A 17,809-nucleotide genomic window follows, 5' to 3' on the forward strand; every position below is an offset into this window, starting at 1 on the left:
CGACCTTGTGCCCCCGTCCTAATTCAGCCGGGGCCTATATAGCACGATTCGCAGATGGCCGGTTATCAAAAGCCCGTCCTTCGGACCTTACCTTCCCGCTCCGCCCAAGGGGCTTTAGAGGGCGCTTGCGGCAAGACACGGGGCATCATCGAGAGAGTTGAGTACTGGACGGGCCGTGCGCCATCCAGGGAACTTGGACGTAATTTTATCGATTGGTCATCGCTATCAATCGAGAGGAAGCCTCATGGCGAAGAAAGCGAAGAAGGCCAAATCGGCGAAGAAGGCTAAGTCGGCAAAGAAAACCACCAAGAAGACGACGAAAAAGACGAAGAAGACCGCTAGGCGCAAATACTCGAAGAGCGCTGGTAAGGAAGTCGAGCGGGAGATGCACCGTACCAAGAAGGGGACTGCAAAGAGCGGCCCCGGCGGAAAAGGCGGCAAGGTGAAAAGCAAGAAGCAGGCTATCGCAATCGGCCTATCCAAAGCCCGCAAAAAGGGCAAGAAAGTCCCGAAGAAAAAATCCTAACCGGAGCGTGGCGTGATATCCGGGAGTTGGCTGTCTGGAGTGTCTTAGCCCTCCCGATATTCCGACCTGCCCCGCTTCGGCGGGGCTTTTCTTGCTCGCAAGGCACGGGTCGTGAAGGGCCGGTTTGACCACGTGAGCAGTCGATCCCTCTGCTCAGTGGGAGTAGCTCCGTCGGGGGTCCCCCCAATGTGTAACGACGGAACGTTGCCGTTAACGACATCTTGATTCGCGGGCGGAGTCGACATCCGCTCAGGCTGAGCCCCGCCGTCTCAACCAGTCCCCAAGCCCGGACGGCTGGCGCTCGCTTTGAACTTTTCCCGAGATCGCGCGTCTCTAAGTCGAGCGGTCCCATCCCACTCAACCCTCAGCATGGTTGAAAGCCCCGTTGCCCCAGCGGGGCTTTCGCTCATTCGGAGCAAAGAAAAAGGCGCCTTGCAAGATGGAGGGTTGTGCAGCTGGCATGCTGCGGAGGTTAAGGGCTGTGCGCTTCTGCGAGCGCATCAGCAGGCCGGAGGGCAACCGGCAAAGGGTTTGCCGCCCGTTTTGGCGAACCTTGCCACCGCCGCCGTCCGCCGCTTTTACGGCGTTCTCAGATGCTGCGGAGGCAAGACACGGGGCTTGATGATACGGGTGCAACGAGACTGCAACGGAGCGTTAAATGACCGGACTGATTTCTCAGCGCTTTTAGCCTCGTTACGCACCGTTGGTTTTCGGGTTTCCTTAGCGATTTCAATCTCAGAGGCGGTAGAGAATTTGGTCGGTTCAAAAGCGCGAGACCTTGATCTCAGCTTCGGTCCGCTTTGCGCCAGCGTTACTGAACACGGTTCTTGCGCTCGACGTTTGGGTTAGTCCAAGCGCTACTGATGGCAATCCACTCGAGCCTGTGACGTCAGAGCGCCGGTACACACAGGCAAGCGCTCGATTGTCGCTGACGGCCTGCACATAGTCATAGCCAATCGCCGTATCCTAGCGGTAGCATCGGGCATATAGTCGCGCACATAGTCAACAACCGTCCTGCTCCCTCCGTGTCGTTGTGCCTTTGCGACTTCCTCCTGAGAAACGGAACCAGCCGAAAGCCCGAATTCCTTTTCGGACATACTGATAGCGGCACGGATGAGTGCGTCGCGCGCGATCATCTTGGCCTCCGCGAGACTATGTTCTCGAAGAACCATTTTTCCTTGCCAAACTAGGTATGTCGCGCACGTGAGGGCAGCTTTCTTGGCGCTTGGGTGGGCGTTTGTTGCCCCTTGTGGAACGCGACGCATGATTAGCCATGCGAGCCGCTCGCGGTCTTCGGCAGTGAGTGGCTCATCCGACATCAAAAACTGGCAAAGCGGATCGACGTTACCGAGATCTGCTTCGAATACCAATGATTTGACGAAGGCATCAATGCGAAAGTTTTTCACCATATCTCCCGAGCCAGCCCGATAAAAACATTTGCAAGGCACTTCAAGTGTTTTGATGACAGCAGCCCTAGTAGGATGCTGACAGTATCATACCGACGCTCGAAATCTGGCGTCAGGGCCCGCGACGCCAAATATTTGGTTTGTCCTTAGAGGTCCCAATCGTACAGCAACGTCTCGCGAAACGCGAAGCGATCGACATGGCTTATCAAGACCTCCCGCAAGGTCTGTAAATCCTGCGCAGTTCGAGCGTTTAACTGGACGACCAGGTGATCGGGTCTAGCACTTAGGTTCACATCCCCGATCGTGAGGATCACCCGACCTTCATATAGATCGAATGTCGTTTCGAATTTATGCGACCAGTGTTTGCAGAGTTGCTGAAGATAACGGCTGCCATGTGCTGTTTTTATAACGGCGCGGGTCGTGTGAGCTTGCGGCGTTTCCATAACAGATATGCTCCATTCGAGTTCGTCTTACTTCCGACCGTCAAGACCGGTTTGGGATGTGTCTCGCCCACATGCGTGGACGGGCACATCCCTACGGGCGTCAGAAGTTGAAGGTAGCCGACAACATGTAGGTTCGCGGAGCTCCTACCGCGAGGAAACCACGCGCGGCAGAAAGGTAATAGTTGTTGTCTGCGACGTTTTCGACGATCGCCCGGAGCACCGCCGGCTTGCCGGTTGGCCCGACGAAAGCGTATCGCGCACCGAGGTCAACTCGGGTCCATTCAGATACACGCTGAGTGTTCGCTTGGTCGTAATAGACGTCGCCGGTGTGGATCACGCGACCGGTCAACGTGACGCCAGGGGCCATCCAATGCGGCAAGTCGTATTCGCCATAGAGATTCAAAGCAGTCACCGGCACACCGGGTGCATCGTTGCCGTCGAAGCGGCCGCCTAGTGTCGAGACGAGCTTCGCGTCGAGCAGGGAGATGCCACCGAGCAGCCTCACGCCCAGGATGGGTTCGCCAAACACATTGAGCTCCATGCCGCGGTTCCGCTGTAGCCCGCTCACTGAGAAGACACGGGAGACAGGATCCGTAAAGGCGCTTGGCTGTTCGATCTGGAAGAACGACGCGGTCACCGCAACCGTTCCAAAATCGTATTTCGCGCCTACTTCCTGCTGCCGACTGACGGTCGGTGGAAACACCGTATTCGCATTGACGGCAGTCGCCGGCGCGGTCGGGCCGGCATCTAGCGACTCAATGTAATTGCCGTAAACTGAGAGGCGATCGGTCGCACGTATCACCGCTCCTACCGCCGGGCTAAACCGACCCTGCTGGTAACGGGACGTCTCCATGCCGACCATCAGCCCGTTAACCGCAAACCCGCTCAGTTTGATGTCCTGCCAACGACCACCGAGCGTCAGGAAAAGTCGGTCATCGAGAAACGAAAGCGTATCTGAAATCGCGACGCTTCGAGCCGTCAAGCGCGACAGCAATGGCCGGTCGTCCGACCGTGCGAAGCCGGTGGTCTGGAAGGTTCCAGGAACCGGACGGACGGGATTGTAAATGTTCGTGGCGTAGCTGAATGGTGTGTAGTTAAGAGGACCGCCACGGTACAGTTCATTATTGGCCTCTACGGCGGAGATGTTGAACTGGTGGCCGACGACGCCGGTACGGAATTTGGAACGCAGCCCGATCTCGCCCGTGAAGCCCTGAAGCTCCTGCGGTTGGATTGCGAGAGAGTTGATCGCGTTACCGTTCGAATTCGTGATCTGGTAGGACGAGCTGAGGAAGTCTTCGTTATAAATGCTGCCGCCGCCGGCCAGATACATCGTCGTGTCAGGCAAAAGATCGTATTCGGCGCGACCTGCCACCATCTTGTAGCGGCTGTCGACGAACTCGGCCCCGTTCGATGTGTTGATTCGCCCGTTCGGCGCCGGCGGAATGACGATGCCGGCTGCGGCTGAATTGAAGAGCGATGTCGGCGCGTTGATATTCTGGTTCGAACTGTTCAGGTCCAGCGAGGCGCGGAAGCGTTCGCCACGATAGTCGAGACCGAGCGCGGCCACCCCGACCTCGGCCGTGTTCATGTCGAGCGGCGTGTCGCCGTTGCGATACGACCCGTTGAAGCGGACGCCCCACTCCTTGTTGTCGCCGAAACGACGACCGATATCGATGTGGTTCGTGAATTGCGAATTGCTGATCCAGCCGGTGGTCCATCGCGTGATCGGATCGTCTTCGGCCCGCTTGGGAATGAGATTGATGGTGCCACCGACGCGCGCGGTGCCTCCACTCAGCAGCGCGCTCGGTCCCTTGAGGATCTCGACGCGCTCGATACCTTCAAGAAAGCTGCGGCGCGGATTGGCGAGATAGAAGAGCCCGTCATAGGCGATATCGAGATTCACCACCGAGAAACCGCGGATGAAGAACGAGTCGCGTTCGCTGAAGGGCGGAGCGTCGTTGCGAACCGATGGATCGTTGAGCGCAACATCGGCGATGGTGCGTGCACCTTGGTCTGCCATCAGCTTCGATGTGTAACCCGTGATGTTGAACGGGGTGTTGAAGATCGACGCGTTGCCGAGCAGACCGAGCCGTGCGCCAGTCGCGACCTGCCCGCCGGCGTAAGGAACAGGAGGTTGCCCGACCGTTCCAGTCTGTGGCGGCAAGCCCGGATTTGGAAAGACCTGCGGTGCCACGACAGCCTCACGAGCGCGCGGCGGGGCAACGGCGCGACGTGGGCCGGCCGTCGTGCGCTGGGTCCGCGCGGGAGCACGGGTTCGTGCCTGAGGAGCAACCACCTCGACGGGCGAAAGCGTCGTCGACGAATTCGTGGGAGTTTGCGCGGATGCTATTTCCGAGAATGGCAGGACGCCGAGAGTGGTGACGAAGAAAGCAACTGGACCGACCTGCCGTCTCATAAATGATGTCTCCGATGCGCAATCATTTTTCAATGCGTTGCGCATACAGGATGAAGCGAGCATCGCCTCCGCGACGTTTTGTCTTGTCAGAGGTAATCCAGAGAAGTGTGACCTCAATGCACTTTTGTTTTTTCTAATTCAAAAGAGCGCGTCTCGTTTTTCAACGTTTGTCGTTCACCAATGATCGCGGCAATTACCGATAGTAATGCACCGTGCGATAGCCGCGCACCGTGACGACTTCGACATCGATGTCGTAGATGGCGCGCAGCATCGCCGTGGTTACGATGTCATCGGGCGGCCCCGCAGCGACCACGCGACCGTCGCGCATCGCCACGATGTGCTCAGCATAACAGGATGCAAAATTGATATCGTGCAGCACAACGACCACAGTCCGACCACGCTCGTCTACCGCGCGCCGCAGCAGCGACATCATCGCGCGCGCATGGCGCATGTCGAGATTGTTCAGCGGCTCGTCGAGCAGGACGTAGTCGGTGTCCTGCGCCAGCACCATGGCGATATGCGCACGCTGCCTCTGGCCGCCCGACACCTCGTCCAGATAGCGATCCGCAAACGGTTCCAGTTCGAGGAAGGCGAGCGCGTCGTCGATGCGGCCGTGGTCGTCCGCCGTCAGCCGTCCTTTCGAATGGGGATAGCGGCCGAACGACACCAGATCGCGTACCGTAACGCGCGCGGCGATCGCATTGTCCTGACGCAGGATCGCCAGACGTTGCGCCAGCACGTCCGTCGGCGTCTTGGCGACGTCAAGCCCATCGATCAGGGCGGCGCCGGCGCTTGCGGCCGTCAGCCGGCTGACCATTCCGAGAAACGTCGATTTGCCGGCGCCGTTGGCACCAATGATCGCCGTGAGGCCCTGCTTCGGCAATGTCAGGCTCACCCGATCGACGACGAGCGTCTCTCCGTAGCGGCGCGTCAATTCCTGTGTCTCAATCATCGGAGGATCTCCTTCAGCGCCGCGAGGATCGAATTAACAGCGCGATCAACACGACGCCGCCGGTAAATTCGATTACCATCGGCAGCGCCGCGTTCAGTGCGAACACCCGTTCCAGAACGAGCTGTCCGCCGCCGAGTGTGATGATGGCGATGAGCGCGGCCGCGGGAACGACGTGGATGTGCCTGAAGCCAGGCACGATGACATAGGCGAAATTCGCGACCAGCAGCCCGAGAAAGGTGATCGGCCCGACCAGAGCCGTGGAGACGGACGTCAGTATCGCGACCAGAGTGAGCACCTGGATCACCAGGCGGCGATGATCTACCCCGAGACCGATCGCTGCGTCGCGACCAAGCAGCATCACGTCAAGGCGCGGCAGAAGGCGCCACGCCGCCACGAGAACGACCAGGACGACCAGAGCCGCCGGCAACAGCAATTCACTGCGCACCGTATTGAAGTTCGCGAACAGGCGATCCTGGAGCACGACGAAATCGTTCGGATCGATCACGCGTTCCATGAAGCTTGCACAGCTCCGGAAGAGAGCGGCCATCACGACACCGACAAGCAGCATCATGTGCAGGCTGCGTCGCCCATCGGCCAGAAGCCCCCCATAGAGCAGCAAGGCGAAACCGATCATCGCGCAGACATCGATCGCGAACGCTAGACGCGGATCACCGAAGCCAAGGCCTCGTGCCCCGATGAAGAACACGACGCTGGTCTGGATCAGGCTGTAGAGCGCGTCGAAGCCCATGATGGAGGGCGTCAGGATCCTGTTCTGGACGATGGTCTGGAACATGACCGCGGCCGTGGCCACGCCCACGCCCACGAGGACGATGGCGGCCAGCTTGGTGCCGCGGAAGGCCAGCACGAAATCCCAGCGCCCGCGCGCGCCGACGGTCAGGAAGGCGACCACGACTGCGGCCGCCAGCACCGCAAGACAGATGAGGACGACGCCGGGGCGACGTCGTTGCAGCGCGACCGCCTCAGGCAAGACGGCCGCCTTTGCGCAGGAGGAGATACAGAAAAATTCCACCACCGACGACGCCCATCACCGTCCCGGCCGGAATCTCGAACGGGAAGCGGACGATGCGCCCGATCAGGTCGCAGGCCAGCATCAGGCCGGCGCCGAGGCCGGCCACCAGCGGCAGCGTGCGGCGAAGATTGTCGCCGGCAATGAGGCTGACGATGTTGGGCGCGACAAGCCCGAGAAACGGGATGATGCCGACGGTGATGACGGTCGCAGCGGTCACCAGCGCAACGATCAGGAGCGCGAGAGCGACCACAGCACGATAGTCGAGGCCGAGATTGACGGCATTGTCGCGGCCAAGGCCAGCAATCGTGAAGCGGTCGGCGGCAACATAGGCGGCGATCATCAGGCCGAGCCCGATCCAGAGCAGTTCGTAGCGGCCGCGCAGCACGGCCGAGAAGTCGCTCGCATTCCAGGTCGCCAATGTCTGCAGCAGATCGTAGCGATAGGCCAGCATCGTCGTCCCCGCCCAGACGATGCCGCCGAAAACGATGCCGATCAACGGGACGGTCAGGGTCGAGCGCAGCTGGATCGACCGCAGGATGCCGAGAAACGCGGCGGTGCCAGCCAGTGCAAACGCCGCGGCGCAGAGCATCTTGACGACGATCGGAGCGTCCGGAGCGAGGATGGTCACGGCGAGCATGCCGAGCCCGGCCGTTTGCGCCGTCCCCGCCGTGGTGGGTTCGACGAAACGATTCTGGACGACCATTTGCATCAGCACACCGGCGACCGCGAGGCTGGCTCCGGCGAGCAGCAGCGCCAGGGTTCGCGGAAGCCTGCTGACGACCATGATGTCCCAGGAACGATCGCCGACGCCGACGAGCAAACTGGCGGAGGCCAGAGCCAGCAGGATGATGGCCGCTCCAGGCCCGACATAGTGGCCGTAGCGGCCGCCTGCCGAGATCGGCTCAGCGAGCGGCATCGAGCGCCGAGCGGATCTGGTCGGTCATCCGCTGCAGGGATGTGAGACCGCCATTGACAAGGTAGAAGCTCGCGGCATCGAGATAGACGACGTTGCCCTTTCGCCAGGCTTTGGTTTCGCGCACGAGCTCATTGTCGAGCAGCTGGCGCGCCGGTTGGCCACGGGCATCGATGGCTGCATCGCGGTCGAGCACAAACAGCCAATCGGGATCGACCTTCCGGATAAATTCGAACGAGATCGGCTGGCCGTGCAGTCCAACCTTGATCTCGGACGCTGCCGGCCTGAAACCGAACGTGTCATGAATGACGCCGAAGCGCGATCCGGACCCGAAGGCACTCAGACGTCCGCCAGTGGTCAATACGATGAGCCCCGTGCCTGCGGCATCGGCCTTCTTGCGCGTGGCCGTGATCGCAGCGTCCAGCTCCGCGATCTTCTTGTCGAACTCCGCCTGTTTGCCAAACAGGCTGGCGAGTGCTCCCGCGCGACGTTTGGCGGAGTTCAGCAGGTCCGCCGCATCCACCGTCATGTCGATCGTCGGCGCCATCTTCGACACCGCCTCATATCGGGGCCCGGAACGGAGACCTACGATCACAAGATCGGGCGACAGCGCATTGAGCTCTTCATAATCCGGTTCCCAGAACGTGCCGACCTTCGGATAGGTCGCAGCGTCATACTTCGCTAGATAAGGCGGTTTCGGCCCGCGCGGGACGCCCGCGACCGGAACCCCGAGAGCGTCGAGGACATCAAGGGATGCGAGGTCAAAGACCACGATCTTCTTGGGCATCGCGAGCATTGTGAGCCGCCCTTTGGCGTGCTCGATTGCGATTTCGGCCGCATGGACCGGAGCGCTGCAATGGGTCGTAAACGCAGCCGCCAGGATAGCTATGGTAAAGCACTGAACAGGCTTTCGACAGAACGCCGACGCAAGCGTGATCACGCGGGTGATGACCGAGCTTGGTGGAGTCTTTTGCGATACTTTGGTGGAGGCAGTGGACATTCCGGTCCGATAACAAAGACCACGACCGATGAGTATCCGCAAAATATGCGAGACACTGTTGTCACTTTAGTATCGTTCTATGTTGTGGACCGTCAGACGCCGAGAGCGACTGTTCGTCGCAGGTTCGGCCGTCTAACTCGACCAAGTTCGTTTCCAGATTGCGGATATGCCGCGAAAGAAACCCGAGAACCGTGATGGCTGTGCCCATCACGCCCATCAGCATGAATAACGAGCGCACGCTTAGCACATTACCGAGCAAGGATATCAGAGCTAAGCCCACTGGCGCCGCCATCGCCTCGACGGTCATCAGCAGCGACAGCACCCTCCCCTGAATTCGTCTGTCGAGTTTCGGCTGCAGAAGCCCGGTCAGCGGAACGTGGCCGACCACATAGAGGATGCTGCCAAAATGCCTTGGATGGGGTCCGGCCGCGTTCTGTAAGCACGCTACCGGACCTGCCCGGCAGAGAGTTGGCTCGATCCGAGCCGGTGATCTTTCATTCGCCGGAAAGGACAATCCGTCAATGGCACGGCTTGCGCTTGCGGCGTCTCTGCGAGCAACTGCTTTATCGGGGTAAGATGATGATGGCGGCCGTAGGAAGCCCGAAGAGCGGCAGGAGTGCTACCTTTGGATTTATTGCGAGCAGACCAATTAGCGCCAGGCAGGAAGTTGTCAGGATGCCAAACCACGCCGTCGTCCCGTTGGGCCAGCCCCACGCTTGTGCGGTCGCAGGCAGCGCCACAAGTAGAGCGATGGTCCCGACACAGCGCAGTATGACGACGATCGGCTGAACAAATGATCGTTCATGCAAGCTTCGCGCATGCGAGGGCATCGCGAAGCAGAGAGCAGCCCAGCCTGTGTAGGTGAGTGGGAATGCGAGGGCCATCATACGGCGGCCTCGCCGCGTTTCGCGTAGAAGACTGCACTCATGGCGAAAAGTGCTGCCGTCGCCATTGCCGTGAGATCAAAACCGGCGAACACCCAGTCGCCGCTTATCAGGCTGGCCGGCAGTCCGCGCCCCGTGGTGCTGGTGTTAACAAGCGGTACTGCTGCAAACACCGCTGCAGCGATCCAGATTTGCTCGTGCCATGCGGCTCGTTGCGGCCGTAGCGCGGCGTGCAGGCCTGCGACGAGCCAAGCCGCAAAGAAGCTGCCGACCTCCCACACCGTGCGTCCCGGCGACGCCTTGGAGACCAACCTGTTGCAAAGGAAGTAAGCGGCGGTGGCCATGGGCAGACCGGTGATGGCCGTGACATTGAGCCATCGACGATCTTATGGCCGACAGTCGCAGCGTTGCGCCGGCGTTTCACGGCCCACAGAACAAGCCCGGTTGCGATCGCGGATGGAACGCTTGATGCCAGCGGCATAGCAGTGCTGGCGTTGCATTGGCAGAATGACATCGTGCAACCGACAGGAAAGTTCGGCCTTTTTGCAGCGGAGATCGCGCGGCATGTCTCGTGCCGAGAATAGTCCGCTTGCTGGACGCAACCCGCGCCGCCGGCGGCACAGTTATTTACGTGAATGTCTCGCGCCGCGCAGATGCGCGCGAGGTCATGACGAACATGCCCGCTGTTCCTGACGTCCAGCAAGGTTCACGCTTTCGTGGAGGGGACACACGGCGCGGCGGTGATTGACGAACTCGCGCCACACGCCGAAGATTTTCAGGTCACGCATCCGCGCATCAGCGGATTTTTCGGCACCAATCTCGACCCGGTGCTACGCGCGCGCGGCATCCATACTGTCGTCGTGACGGGATGCGCGACCAATGTCGCCGTCGACAGCACCGTGCGTGACGCACTCCAGCTAGGCTACGAGCCAATATTATTGGAAAACTGTTGCTGCTCGTCCGCACCGGAGTTTCATGAAGCGGCACTCAAGACTGGCGAGCTTTGTGCCCAACGCAGACGATTTTCTTGCGCGCTTAGCGACAGCCTCGACAGCAATATCATTATAAAGACTCCTAGACCGTTGCCAGTAGCCGCGTAAGTCGTATCGCAACAGCTTCGGAAAAGGGTCGATCATCGCGTGTAAAACATTTAGTAGAGGGGATGCCAGCGACCAGCGCTTGGACGTGGCGACGGTCAAACGCGGCGAAGCGGGCGCGCTGTATAATGGCTTCGGTGAGGGGCATCCATGGGCTAGTTACCCGCGGCTAGGCATGGCGATCTCGTCGCGCTCACGTGATCAACGGAAGGAGCGTTGCGATTGCAGAGCGCTGCTTGATAGCCATAAGATTACCGAACGATGTCAAAGCGGAGTTGGCGACCATTCGGGATTTGAGCCCGCGCTCTCCACAGGTAGGTGATCTCAAGGACATTCTCTTGTATTCTTGTCGAAGTGCAATCTGGATCGAGGTGTTCCCATGTCCGGATTATTTTGGTTCGCCGCCGTCCTCATGGCGTGCGGAGCACTCATTTTTCGAGAAGCGGCGACTCAACTAAAGAACGGGACCGATTGGGCGTACAAAACTTGTGGCGCAGCCGAAACATTCTGTCTGCACCCTGAATATCTCGGATATGCTGCTGGCATCGTCTTCGTTCTCGCAATCGCAGTCACGATCAGCGAAGCGACCTCTTGAGCGTTCAATCGAGCGGCTGGTCATCTGGCGACGACGATGTCCGGGGCGGCCATCGATCTCTGACGACGGCGGCGAGCCGAAGCCCGTCCATCGAGCCCGGCATGTCGATATCGGTAAAAATGACGCTGATGCCTGTGTTTCGCTATAGGGTGGCGACCGCCTGGTCCGCATTGCTCGCAGTCAAGACGGTGTAGCCGGAATCGCGCAGAGCGTCCTCAACCACATCATGATGAGGTTTTCGTCCTCGACGACCAAAATCCTGGGCACGACGCCCTCCATGCGAGGAAAAATGATGCTTTCCACGGAGTGTCAAAAGCGCGCGGCCGGCCTCACTAAGACCGACGAGCAGCCAGTGTTGATTGATGGCTATCGGATTTTGGAGATTGATGAGGCATCCACGAAAGAGGAGGCCGACGATGAAACGGCAAAGGAGTGGTCACTTCCTTTGCGGGTCATCTAATAGAAAAGCCCGCCTTATGCAGGCTGAGGTTCACCTTGTGGAGGAGAAAGCCTGCGAGGGGTGATTTCCTGACAGCGCTGAAGAACTCGCATCCCTCCGTCGCCGACGACCACCTTCTCCATGACATGACACGACTTGCATATCATGATGCGTACGGATTCTCGCTGCTCTTCGATATCCGCCGCAAAGCCGGCAAATACTCTCTCTCGTCTGCAATCTGGACACGTAATCTCCCGCATAGTCTCCTCCGTAATCCTTTGAAGACAAAGGTGAGGTTGCCTGTTTCGTTCCGAGCAGGGTTATCCAAGCCCGTTCGCCTTTAGGCGAACCTCCCCCGTTCTCCCGCCCTTGGGTTTAAAGGCCGCTTGGAGACACGATGTTTCATCGAGGCGTGAGTGCCGGAAAGGTGCCCGCGCCATCCAGGGAACTTCTCGATCGATTGGTCATCGCTATCAATCGAGAGGAAGCCTCATGGCGAAGAAAGCAAAGAAGGCCAAATCGGCGAAGAAGGCTAGGTCGGCGAAGAAGTCCACCAACAGGACGACGACGAAAAAGACTAAGAAGACGGCCAAGCGTAAATACTCGGAGAGCGCCGGGCAAGAAGTCGAGCGGGAGATGCACCGCACCAAGAAAGGGACGGCAAGGAGCGGTCCCGACGGTAAGGGCGGCAAGGTGAAGAGCAAGAAGCAAGCTGTCGCAATTGGCCTGCCCAAAGCCCGTAAAAAGGGCAAGAAAGTACCGAAGAAAAAGGGCTAGTTGGACCAGCGTGTGGTATTTGGGAGTTAGCTGTCCGGAGCGTCTTAGCCCTCCCGACATTCCGGCCTGCCCCGCTTCGACGGTTTTTTCCGACCGGAACAGGCCACGAAGCCTTTGTTTGATCTAGCCGGGCAGTCGATCCTTTTGCTCAGTAGGAGTAGCTCTGTCGTCCTGTTCGGTGGCGGTCACGGCGCCCGCATCGGGATGTAGCAATTCGTCGCAAAGTTGCCAAGAAGAGTGCCTTTTAGGGCGCCTTGATTTATGGGCAGAGGCGAGTTCTGCCGCCCAAGCACATCCCGCCCTCCTAACTCAGCCTCCACCGGCGGCTCGCTGAAACCATTCCGACGATTGACCTAGGCATCCGATTGTTGACAGGTCATTGCATAAGGCCAACCCGGTACGTTGCGATAATGACTGTTGTAACGCCATGCCCGGCAGCCACGGTGATGATACTTTTCGCACTATCGTTATAACTCTTAAAATCGAGCAGGCGGGCCGCTGCCATCTGAAGCCGTTATACAGCTGATCAAGCGCTGTGGGAGACAGCGATGAGATGCGCGTTCTAACCTGCTCAATCACTATGTCTCGTTTCAGGATGTCGTCAGTCAGTGGCGATCTCGGCATCAATATTCCATCCGATCTTTTCATCCGGGCGCCCCAGCCCACCCCAAGACGCCTCATTCGAATAGTGTAGCCTTTGTGCGGGATATCATCTTCAAGGTTAACCCAACGGGGACTGTCTAAATGTTGCTGTTTCTAACTCTTAGAGGCAATCAAGTGCGAAATAGTGAAACGTCGGTAGGCTCATCGGTGCCACAGTGGATGAAGAGAATAGCTCTTCGTGTGAGGCAAGTAACATTCAGAAAGCAGTGCGTTTGCACTGTTCGGTTCGCAAAATACTGTTGCCAGATAAAATCATCCCAAGATCGCGCCAGCGGCAACAATAATTGCAACGCCGGTGACAACGTAGACGTTGAAGTACTTTTCCATAGATCATCTCGCAGGCGGTTCAAGCTCACTTACAATCCATCCGCCTTCTAGATCCAGGTGGACCTTCTCAACGGATGTCTGGATAAAGGCACATTTGGGACATTCATAAGCATGGGTCACGTAGCCGAGCGGCTCTGGCGTGGAACGCAGCCAAATCGACGGTGCTCCGCACTCTGGGCAAGGTGGGATGCGTGTCTGCGGCATGGTCAAGCCGCTGAGCCGCTTGTGATTGCCTTGCCGGCGGTGCAATCGAGAGAGGAAAGGTCTTAGCAGCCAAAGCGTTGAGAGAAGCTCGCTCCTCTGCCAGACGTCGTTCGATGGACGATCGTTCAAAATCTGACAGCTCGCTTCTTAAGAGTCGCCAGTACCGAGCGATATTGCTGCGGTGCGTGCGGATCCTTGCCAGATTTTCGTCATCATCGTCCCCGACGGTCTATGCATGCTTTCAGTTTGAGGCGGGCAATCAAGATACCCGCCGGGAATTTAGAAAACTCGTTGAGTCGTCAAGAGCCTCTACAAGCGAACTGCCCTCAAAAACCATCTGTGGTCAACGCGTTGCCGCCGTCTCAGTTCGCGAAGCTCGCTCTGAAATGGATTGCGCGCGCTGTTCTCGCGCAATCCATTCGCTATAGGCCTGGCAAGCTGGGATTTGCCGCTCTCGCGCCTCATGCTGGATGCTTGCCAGGGTCTCTGCCGGCGGTGGCGACAGGCCCGTCTCACGTTCATGCGCCCTACACCGAGAGGTGATACACAGCACGAGGGCGAAGAAGAAGAGTAGCGATATCGTAGTAAACATAGCGGTTGAGGATAAAATGTGGCCTATACGATTGGGATCTCATGCGCCGCACCGGCACGGGCGCTAGTTCCGGCTCCCACGGAGTCGATCACTCTTACGTTCTATTACCACTTGAATAATTTCTCAAAACGGCTTGCGCAAGACGAGCGTTCCCCAAATGCAGTCAACGCTCCAGAAACCGGATGACATCTCCGACGATCTGGATCGCCGTGCCGAGGGTGCGCCTCCACCTGGATAACCGCATGGGCCGCGGGAATGGTGTGCGCGTCTCTTAAGGTTCCAGGTATGCCGGTCAGGTACATCGCAGCTCCGCCCCCCAAAAAAACTTTCGCGCCCTCTTGAAATGCGAGACTCGGTTTTTCTATTTCAGTTTCGCCGGGCGCTTTTATGGGCCTGGTACAAGGCGGGCGCCGCGTCCGGCGCCTGTTCATACCCATCTTGCTCAATGGAGGATTTGGCTATGACCAACTACGACTTCGCCCCATTTTGGCGTTCGAGCATTGGCTTTGACCGCCTTTTCGACCTCGTGAATTCTGCCCCCCGCGGCAACGAGGACGCTTTCCCAATGTATGACATCGAGCGTGTTGGCGACGATCGTTACCAGATCACGCTCGCTCTTGCTGGCTACAGTCCCGACAATGTCTCGGTGACCGCCGAGCAGAATGTGCTGACGGTGGAAGGCCGCAAAGAGGACCAGAAACGAGACCTTCTGTATCATGGAATCTCCGGCCGGTCGTTCAAACGCCAGTTCAATCTGGCTGATCACGTCCAGGTAACCGGCGCCAATTTCGATAACGGTCTTCTGCGAATCGGCCTGCTGCGGGAGGTCCCGGAAGCCAACAAGCCGCAGAAGATCGAGATATCCTCTTCACGGAGGTCGAACGTGGAGCAGCTCACATCGAAGGCTGCTTGATTACCGTGTCTCACCTGCCGCTGCGGCGTCGCCGCGGTGGCAGCCAAAGTGCCTTAGCGAAAGGAGCATAGGAGGCCAGCATGTCAATTTCTGCCATGTCGATGAATGAGATTCACGCCAACTCTTTACTCGCCAGCACGTTCACGCATCCCCGGGAAGTGCTCGCAAATCCATTTTTGGACGCTCTTCAGAAGCGTTGCGTCCTTGCAGCGTGGGCGTCTGACGCGTTCGCCGTCGAGGGGAAGCCCTGGCTTCGGCAGCTTCCGGGGTCCAACGCTCAGGTCCGGATCGGCGACATTCTTGCGGCGCTGAAGCTTCTGGACGATGACGACGGCGCTCCGCCCTGCCCCGGTCGTGCCACCATACCAAAGAGCCGACGTCCCATCCGCGCTGTTGGTCAGACAGCTCGGGAGAGCAGACGTCGTCTAGCCGATATCCACGCGTAAAGCTCTGCAGCCGCTCTCGGGCGGCTGCTTCCATACGCGTCACACTTATCTGTCTCGGCAATCTGCAACTTCTCAGGTGCATGCTGACATCAGCTTGCAGACCCCCACTTTTATCTTGCTGGAAGACGCTGGCCGAATGAGAGTTCGACAAACGATAGGACCGCCCTCATTCTTTCGCATTCGTCCGGTTTGAAAAAGTCTGTTTGTGTCGCAAGAAAGCGGAGTTGGTCATGCTTGCAAAGCTGTTGGGTGTCGCCGGATTGCTTCTGGTTTCCACGAGCGTGACGGCGCGATGTCAGAATGCTTTGACCGGAGATTGGCTGGTCGAAGACAAAAGCATTCGCGTCCGCGTGATTAGCTGTCCGCCAGCTCTTTGGGGCTACGTTGCAGCCGAGAAAACGCCTGGAAGGGACATGAGCAATCCGGATCCGGCGATGCGCGGTCGGCCCATGCTTGGCGTGCCTCTCCTGATCAATCTTCAAGAGACTGAGAAAGGGCTTTGGGCCGGAAAGATTTATGATCCGAAAGGAACGGCAGTGACGGCGGGCGGCAAACAATATGACGTCACGGCGCGGCTCACGGCTAAAGGGCAACTCGAAGTTCGCGGCTGTATGGGAAAAATTTTCTGCGGCGGGCAAGATTGGACCCGGATCACAGATCCGGCCACTCCCCCAGTCCCCTCGCCCACACCCATTTTTTCCGGCCCGTCCGCCACTACGCCTGCCAAGTTGACCAAGCCCGGTGCCCAATCCGCACAGGATCCGGCATGCTCATTGATTGCCGCGATGGTCCCCAAGAGTTGACCATTGGACCGGGGAGGACTTCGCAAACAATCTGCTCGCTGGGCATTGTGGCGTTCGGCTCAGCGGCCGGACGAAGCACCTACCGCACCTCTCAGGATGGGCGCGTCTCTCGCTTCGTCTGACAAACTACTCCTTACGATCTCCCGGCCCGCTGTCATGGTCGACTAGCGATCCGACCGCAGCTTGCAACGCCATAAACGGTGCGATCCAAGAAGCTGTAAGATTGTTGAGTAGAGCGATACTCAGTACAGTGTGCGTCATCATGCGTATCGACAGTTTTCAGTTAGTGACTGAATCACCCGCCACTCTCTTGCAACTCGATCTATGTAGAGTTGTCGCTCACGTTCATTGTCTGTGTTCGCAATCAGACGCTTATAGTGATCTGCAACGTTCCTGTTTCCTGCGATGAGGAAATCTTGCACGTCAGGGGCAAGATGTTCGTACAACACTTCTGGGCGATGTGCGGCGCCCGATTGCGATCGATCTGGATTGATGCCCCTCATCCGTAACCACCTTGTCGATTCAATTATGTGCAGTTCTGCCGGCCGAGGCCTGCCCATACGTCGAGAGATGGCGGGTAGCTCATCAACGGCAGCAGCTTGTTGAGCGCTTTGCAGTTGGCGCCGAGCGGCGCCGACGCCAAAGTCTGTTGGACAATCCGCGACTTCATCATCAAGAAGCCACGTAGGTCGGCTGCTTGGGCGAAGTGAGAAGGCTGTGACTAGCAGCCCCTCCCAAGGCAGCTGCGATAGCGACACGAACCTTCTGAATCGCGCGTTCCTCGACCTGGCGAACGCGTTCTCGGGAGATCCCTAGTTCTGCGCTGAGTTCATCCAGGATCAATGGATTGTCTGTGAGCCATCTTGCTCTGATAATACGTTGCTCTCTTGCGGAAAGTCCGCTCAGCGCCTGTTCAAGCGCTTGTCGGCGTCGCGAGCTATCGCTCCGCTCTGCATAGACCTCTTCGACATCCATGTCGTCCGCAAGACGGTCCTGCCATTCCAGGCCTTCATCGTCGTCCTCGAAGGACCTCGCGTTCAGCGACATATCGCCCTGAAGACGCCTGTTCATGTCGATGACTTCGCTCTCAGACGCGTGCAGACGTCGCGCAACGCGCTTTACCTGCTCTGGTTGCAGTTCGCCGTCCTCCAATGCGCCGATTTTACTCTTTAGGCGACGTAAATTAAAGAAGAGGCGCTTCTGGGAATTTGAAGCCGCGATCCTGACAACGGACCAAGACCGCAGAATGTATTCGTGGATGGTCGCCTTAATCCACCAGGTCGCATAAGTCGCGAGCCGGAAGCCGCGATCCGGGTCGAAGCGTTTGACGGCCTGCATCAGTCCGATATTGCCCTCCGAAATGACGTCGGAGATCGGCAGCCC

General features: G+C 58.5%; 17 protein-coding genes and 1 pseudogene. 7 read left to right on the top strand and 11 right to left on the bottom strand.

Features of this window, described 5'->3' with window-relative positions; all coding sequences use genetic code 11:
- Nucleotides 1-340: 340 nt before the first annotated feature.
- Nucleotides 341-523: pseudogene (locus tag ACIQ17_RS19255) on the top strand (DUF6496 domain-containing protein); the annotation flags it as partial.
- 860 nt (nt 524-1,383) lie between these two features.
- Here ACIQ17_RS19255 and ACIQ17_RS19260 read toward each other — a convergent pair.
- The 10 genes from ACIQ17_RS19260 to ACIQ17_RS19305 form a co-directional block, all read right to left on the bottom strand.
- The gene (locus tag ACIQ17_RS19260) at nt 1,384-1,932 is read right to left on the bottom strand and encodes a hypothetical protein (protein ID WP_398470673.1); all 549 of its coding nucleotides are present in this window, start codon (nt 1,930-1,932) and stop codon (nt 1,384-1,386) included.
- 146 nt (nt 1,933-2,078) lie between these two features.
- On the bottom strand, nt 2,079-2,375 hold the full coding sequence (locus tag ACIQ17_RS19265) for a DUF2218 domain-containing protein (protein WP_398470674.1): 297 nt from the start codon (nt 2,373-2,375) through the stop codon (nt 2,079-2,081).
- Between the two features lie 100 nt (nt 2,376-2,475).
- Nucleotides 2,476-4,791, bottom strand: coding sequence for a TonB-dependent siderophore receptor (locus tag ACIQ17_RS19270; protein ID WP_398470688.1), 2,316 nt, complete (start codon nt 4,789-4,791; stop codon nt 2,476-2,478).
- A gap of 193 nt (nt 4,792-4,984) precedes the next feature.
- Nucleotides 4,985-5,743, bottom strand: coding sequence for an ABC transporter ATP-binding protein (locus ACIQ17_RS19275; RefSeq protein ID WP_398470675.1), 759 nt, complete (start codon nt 5,741-5,743; stop codon nt 4,985-4,987).
- Nucleotides 5,744-5,756: 13 nt separating this feature from the next.
- Nucleotides 5,757-6,653 (bottom strand): iron chelate uptake ABC transporter family permease subunit, encoded by an 897-nt coding sequence (locus tag ACIQ17_RS19280; RefSeq protein WP_398470676.1) that lies wholly within the window; start codon nt 6,651-6,653, stop codon nt 5,757-5,759.
- A 70-nt stretch (nt 6,654-6,723) separates the two neighbouring features.
- Nucleotides 6,724-7,689: an ABC transporter permease gene (locus tag ACIQ17_RS19285; protein WP_398470677.1), complete on the bottom strand. Its 966-nt coding sequence runs from the start codon at nt 7,687-7,689 to the stop codon at nt 6,724-6,726.
- Nucleotides 7,676-8,482 (bottom strand): siderophore ABC transporter substrate-binding protein, encoded by an 807-nt coding sequence (locus tag ACIQ17_RS19290; protein ID WP_398470678.1) that lies wholly within the window; start codon nt 8,480-8,482, stop codon nt 7,676-7,678. The genes ACIQ17_RS19285 and ACIQ17_RS19290 overlap by 14 nt, the downstream gene beginning before the upstream one ends.
- Nucleotides 8,483-8,747: 265 nt before the next feature.
- Entirely contained in the window at nt 8,748-9,074 is a 327-nt protein-coding gene (locus ACIQ17_RS19295) for a hypothetical protein (RefSeq protein WP_398470679.1), read from the bottom strand.
- Nucleotides 9,075-9,249: 175 nt separating this feature from the next.
- Nucleotides 9,250-9,573, bottom strand: a complete 324-nt coding sequence (locus ACIQ17_RS19300; RefSeq protein ID WP_398470680.1) for a DUF3325 domain-containing protein — start codon at nt 9,571-9,573, stop codon at nt 9,250-9,252.
- Nucleotides 9,570-9,914, bottom strand: a complete 345-nt coding sequence (locus ACIQ17_RS19305) for a hypothetical protein (protein ID WP_398470681.1) — start codon at nt 9,912-9,914, stop codon at nt 9,570-9,572. Before ACIQ17_RS19305 ends, ACIQ17_RS19300 begins: the two co-directional genes overlap by 4 nt.
- A 345-nt stretch (nt 9,915-10,259) precedes the next feature.
- Here ACIQ17_RS19305 and ACIQ17_RS19310 point away from each other — a divergent pair, with 345 nt between their 5' ends.
- The 6 genes from ACIQ17_RS19310 to ACIQ17_RS19335 all read left to right on the top strand — a co-directional run bounded on the left by ACIQ17_RS19310 (nt 10,260) and on the right by ACIQ17_RS19335 (nt 16,426).
- Complete coding sequence (locus ACIQ17_RS19310) at nt 10,260-10,670, top strand: cysteine hydrolase family protein (protein WP_398470689.1); 411 nt, start codon at nt 10,260-10,262, stop codon at nt 10,668-10,670.
- An 881-nt stretch (nt 10,671-11,551) separates the two neighbouring features.
- Nucleotides 11,552-11,722: a hypothetical protein gene (locus ACIQ17_RS19315; protein WP_398470682.1), complete on the top strand. Its 171-nt coding sequence runs from the start codon at nt 11,552-11,554 to the stop codon at nt 11,720-11,722.
- A 471-nt stretch (nt 11,723-12,193) separates the two neighbouring features.
- Nucleotides 12,194-12,478, top strand: a complete 285-nt coding sequence (locus ACIQ17_RS19320) for a DUF6496 domain-containing protein (protein WP_398470683.1) — start codon at nt 12,194-12,196, stop codon at nt 12,476-12,478.
- Nucleotides 12,479-14,724: 2,246 nt separating this feature from the next.
- On the top strand, nt 14,725-15,177 hold the full coding sequence (locus ACIQ17_RS19325) for an Hsp20 family protein (protein WP_398470684.1): 453 nt from the start codon (nt 14,725-14,727) through the stop codon (nt 15,175-15,177).
- Nucleotides 15,178-15,257: 80 nt separating this feature from the next.
- Nucleotides 15,258-15,623 carry a hypothetical protein gene (locus ACIQ17_RS19330; RefSeq protein ID WP_398470685.1) on the top strand — a complete coding sequence of 122 codons (366 nt, stop codon included), beginning with the start codon at nt 15,258-15,260 and terminating at the stop codon, nt 15,621-15,623.
- A 230-nt stretch (nt 15,624-15,853) separates the two neighbouring features.
- Nucleotides 15,854-16,426: a DUF2147 domain-containing protein gene (locus ACIQ17_RS19335; RefSeq protein WP_398470686.1), complete on the top strand. Its 573-nt coding sequence runs from the start codon at nt 15,854-15,856 to the stop codon at nt 16,424-16,426.
- A 672-nt stretch (nt 16,427-17,098) separates the two neighbouring features.
- On the opposite strand, the gene ACIQ17_RS19340 is transcribed toward ACIQ17_RS19335, so the two are convergent.
- On the bottom strand, nt 17,099-17,809 hold a 711-nt coding region (locus ACIQ17_RS19340; protein WP_398470687.1), incomplete at its 5' end, for an RNA polymerase factor sigma-32.

The organism is Tardiphaga sp., from assembly GCF_044340795.1.
In the GTDB taxonomy this organism is placed as follows: domain Bacteria; phylum Pseudomonadota; class Alphaproteobacteria; order Rhizobiales; family Xanthobacteraceae; genus Tardiphaga.

What these genes read in the sequence shown, in the direction of transcription:
- ACIQ17_RS19265 (WP_398470674.1), bottom strand. Translation starts at nt 2,375, where the DNA reads ATGGAAACGCCGCAAGCTCACACGACCCGCGCCGTTATAAAAACAGCA.
- ACIQ17_RS19270 (WP_398470688.1), bottom strand. Translation starts at nt 4,791, where the DNA reads ATGAGACGGCAGGTCGGTCCAGTTGCTTTCTTCGTCACCACTCTCGGC.
- ACIQ17_RS19275 (WP_398470675.1), bottom strand. Translation starts at nt 5,743, where the DNA reads ATGATTGAGACACAGGAATTGACGCGCCGCTACGGAGAGACGCTCGTC.
- ACIQ17_RS19285 (WP_398470677.1), bottom strand. Translation starts at nt 7,689, where the DNA reads ATGCCGCTCGCTGAGCCGATCTCGGCAGGCGGCCGCTACGGCCACTAT.
- ACIQ17_RS19290 (WP_398470678.1), bottom strand. Translation starts at nt 8,482, where the DNA reads ATGCTCGCGATGCCCAAGAAGATCGTGGTCTTTGACCTCGCATCCCTT.
- ACIQ17_RS19300 (WP_398470680.1), bottom strand. Translation starts at nt 9,573, where the DNA reads ATGATGGCCCTCGCATTCCCACTCACCTACACAGGCTGGGCTGCTCTC.
- ACIQ17_RS19305 (WP_398470681.1), bottom strand. Translation starts at nt 9,914, where the DNA reads ATGGCCACCGCCGCTTACTTCCTTTGCAACAGGTTGGTCTCCAAGGCG.
- ACIQ17_RS19315 (WP_398470682.1), top strand. Translation starts at nt 11,552, where the DNA reads ATGATGCTTTCCACGGAGTGTCAAAAGCGCGCGGCCGGCCTCACTAAG.
- ACIQ17_RS19320 (WP_398470683.1), top strand. Translation starts at nt 12,194, where the DNA reads ATGGCGAAGAAAGCAAAGAAGGCCAAATCGGCGAAGAAGGCTAGGTCG.
- ACIQ17_RS19325 (WP_398470684.1), top strand. Translation starts at nt 14,725, where the DNA reads ATGACCAACTACGACTTCGCCCCATTTTGGCGTTCGAGCATTGGCTTT.
- ACIQ17_RS19330 (WP_398470685.1), top strand. Translation starts at nt 15,258, where the DNA reads ATGTCAATTTCTGCCATGTCGATGAATGAGATTCACGCCAACTCTTTA.
- ACIQ17_RS19335 (WP_398470686.1), top strand. Translation starts at nt 15,854, where the DNA reads ATGCTTGCAAAGCTGTTGGGTGTCGCCGGATTGCTTCTGGTTTCCACG.